The following is a 960-nucleotide window of genomic DNA, read 5'->3' on the forward strand; positions in this document are numbered from 1 at the left end:
TTGCGAAAGAGGGCCTGTCATGGATCGAAACCTAAAGAGAATCGAAGATTTGGGGCGTGAAATTACGATTCATGACCATCCAATTATTAGAGATGATGAAGCCTGTTATGCCTCTTCATCTTATGCCGTTGGATTGGCGAAGAAGTTGGCTCGCAGTTAAATGTTTTGCATATCACAACAGAGAAAGAGCTTAGTCTCTTTGCGTCAGGCCCAGTCGAAACGAAACACATTACTGCCGAGGCTTGCGTTCATCATCTTTGGTTTAGCGAAGAGGATTATGCTCAGAAAGGTAACCTAATAAAGTGTAATCCAGCAATTAAGAAGGCTAGTGATCGAAACGCCATATTGCGGGCTTTGCGTGATGATGTGATTGATATTATTGCAACCGATCATGCGCCGCATACCTTTGATGAAAAAAACGTACCTTATATGCAAGCGCCTGCGGGCCTGCCATTGGTTCAGCATGCACTGCTGAGTTTAATTGAGCATGTTAGAAACGATCGTTTATCAATTGAACAGGTCGTGCAAAAAGCTGCGCATAATCCTGCCATTCGATATGGTGTGCAAGAAAGAGGTTTTATCCGAGAAGGCTATTTTGCGGATCTAGTGCTGGTGTCTCCTAACCAAGTTACGCCAGTTAGTCATGACAATGTGTTGTACCGTTGTGAGTGGACACCATTTGATGGGACAACATTCTCATCACGAATTCAGTCAACTTGGGTCAATGGAAATCTTGTGTTTGATAGCGATCAAGTGATTGATACCCACACGGCTTCAGCCTTGATATTTAATCGTCCAAATTAGGAGATTTATGAGTTCCCAAAAGCAGTTACCTGATGTTGCGTCGAATGCAAAAGTAGAGCGCGCCGCGACATTACGATGGGTAGGGATGGAAGCGATAGCAATACCTTTGTTTGTGAGAGCGCAGGGCGCTTTGCTTCAGGTGAGTGCCAGTGCCGA

General features: G+C 44.7%; 1 protein-coding gene. It reads left to right on the top strand.

Translation table 11 applies throughout. The annotated features are described in order from the left end of the window. Positions 1–165 precede the first annotated feature (165 nt). Positions 166–804, top strand: coding sequence for an amidohydrolase family protein (locus tag A3738_RS06620; RefSeq protein ID WP_068763450.1), 639 nt, complete (start codon positions 166–168; stop codon positions 802–804). The last annotated feature ends 156 nt before the right edge of the window (positions 805–960 follow it).

The sequence above is a fragment of the Oleiphilus sp. HI0066 genome (genome assembly GCF_001635725.1).